Annotated in this window: 1 protein-coding gene; it reads right to left on the bottom strand. The window is 63.3% G+C overall.

The annotated features are described in order from the left end of the window. Positions 1 to 72: 72 nt before the first annotated feature. Positions 73 to 401: EamA family transporter (locus tag HGO92_RS23275; protein WP_169999126.1), on the bottom strand; the 329-nt coding region annotated here is incomplete at its 5' end.

The raw sequence follows: 401 nt of genomic DNA, 5'->3' as shown, positions 1-401 counted from the left end.
CGACAGGTGTGAGCCTACCAAGGCACAGGGCACCCGGGCCAGTGGATGTTATGCCGCCTACGGGTCCGGGAGTTATCGGGGCGCTTGGACGCTGCGTTTCCCCGGCGCTGTCAGGAAGACCATGGACAGCACAACCAAGCCCATGCCGGCCATGCTCCAAAAGGTCTGGGGTTCACCCAGGATGAGTATCGACAACAGGATGCCGAATACCGGCACGAGGAAGGTCCACGCCGAAAGAGTGTCCAGGCGGCAGTGCTGGACCTCGGTAAACCAACCGAGGAATGCCGCGGCGGTCCCCACGAGGGACACATACAGGAGAATGGCGACGAACCGCGCACTCCAATTAATGGCCGGGGCACCCTCGGTCAGCCAGGCTGCCAGCGCCAGTACCACGCCACCGA

Origin of the sequence: Crystallibacter degradans (assembly GCF_012952295.1) — a bacterium.
Lineage (GTDB): Bacteria > Actinomycetota > Actinomycetes > Actinomycetales > Micrococcaceae > Crystallibacter > Crystallibacter degradans.
This window is presented reverse-complemented; position numbering and strand designations above follow the sequence as displayed.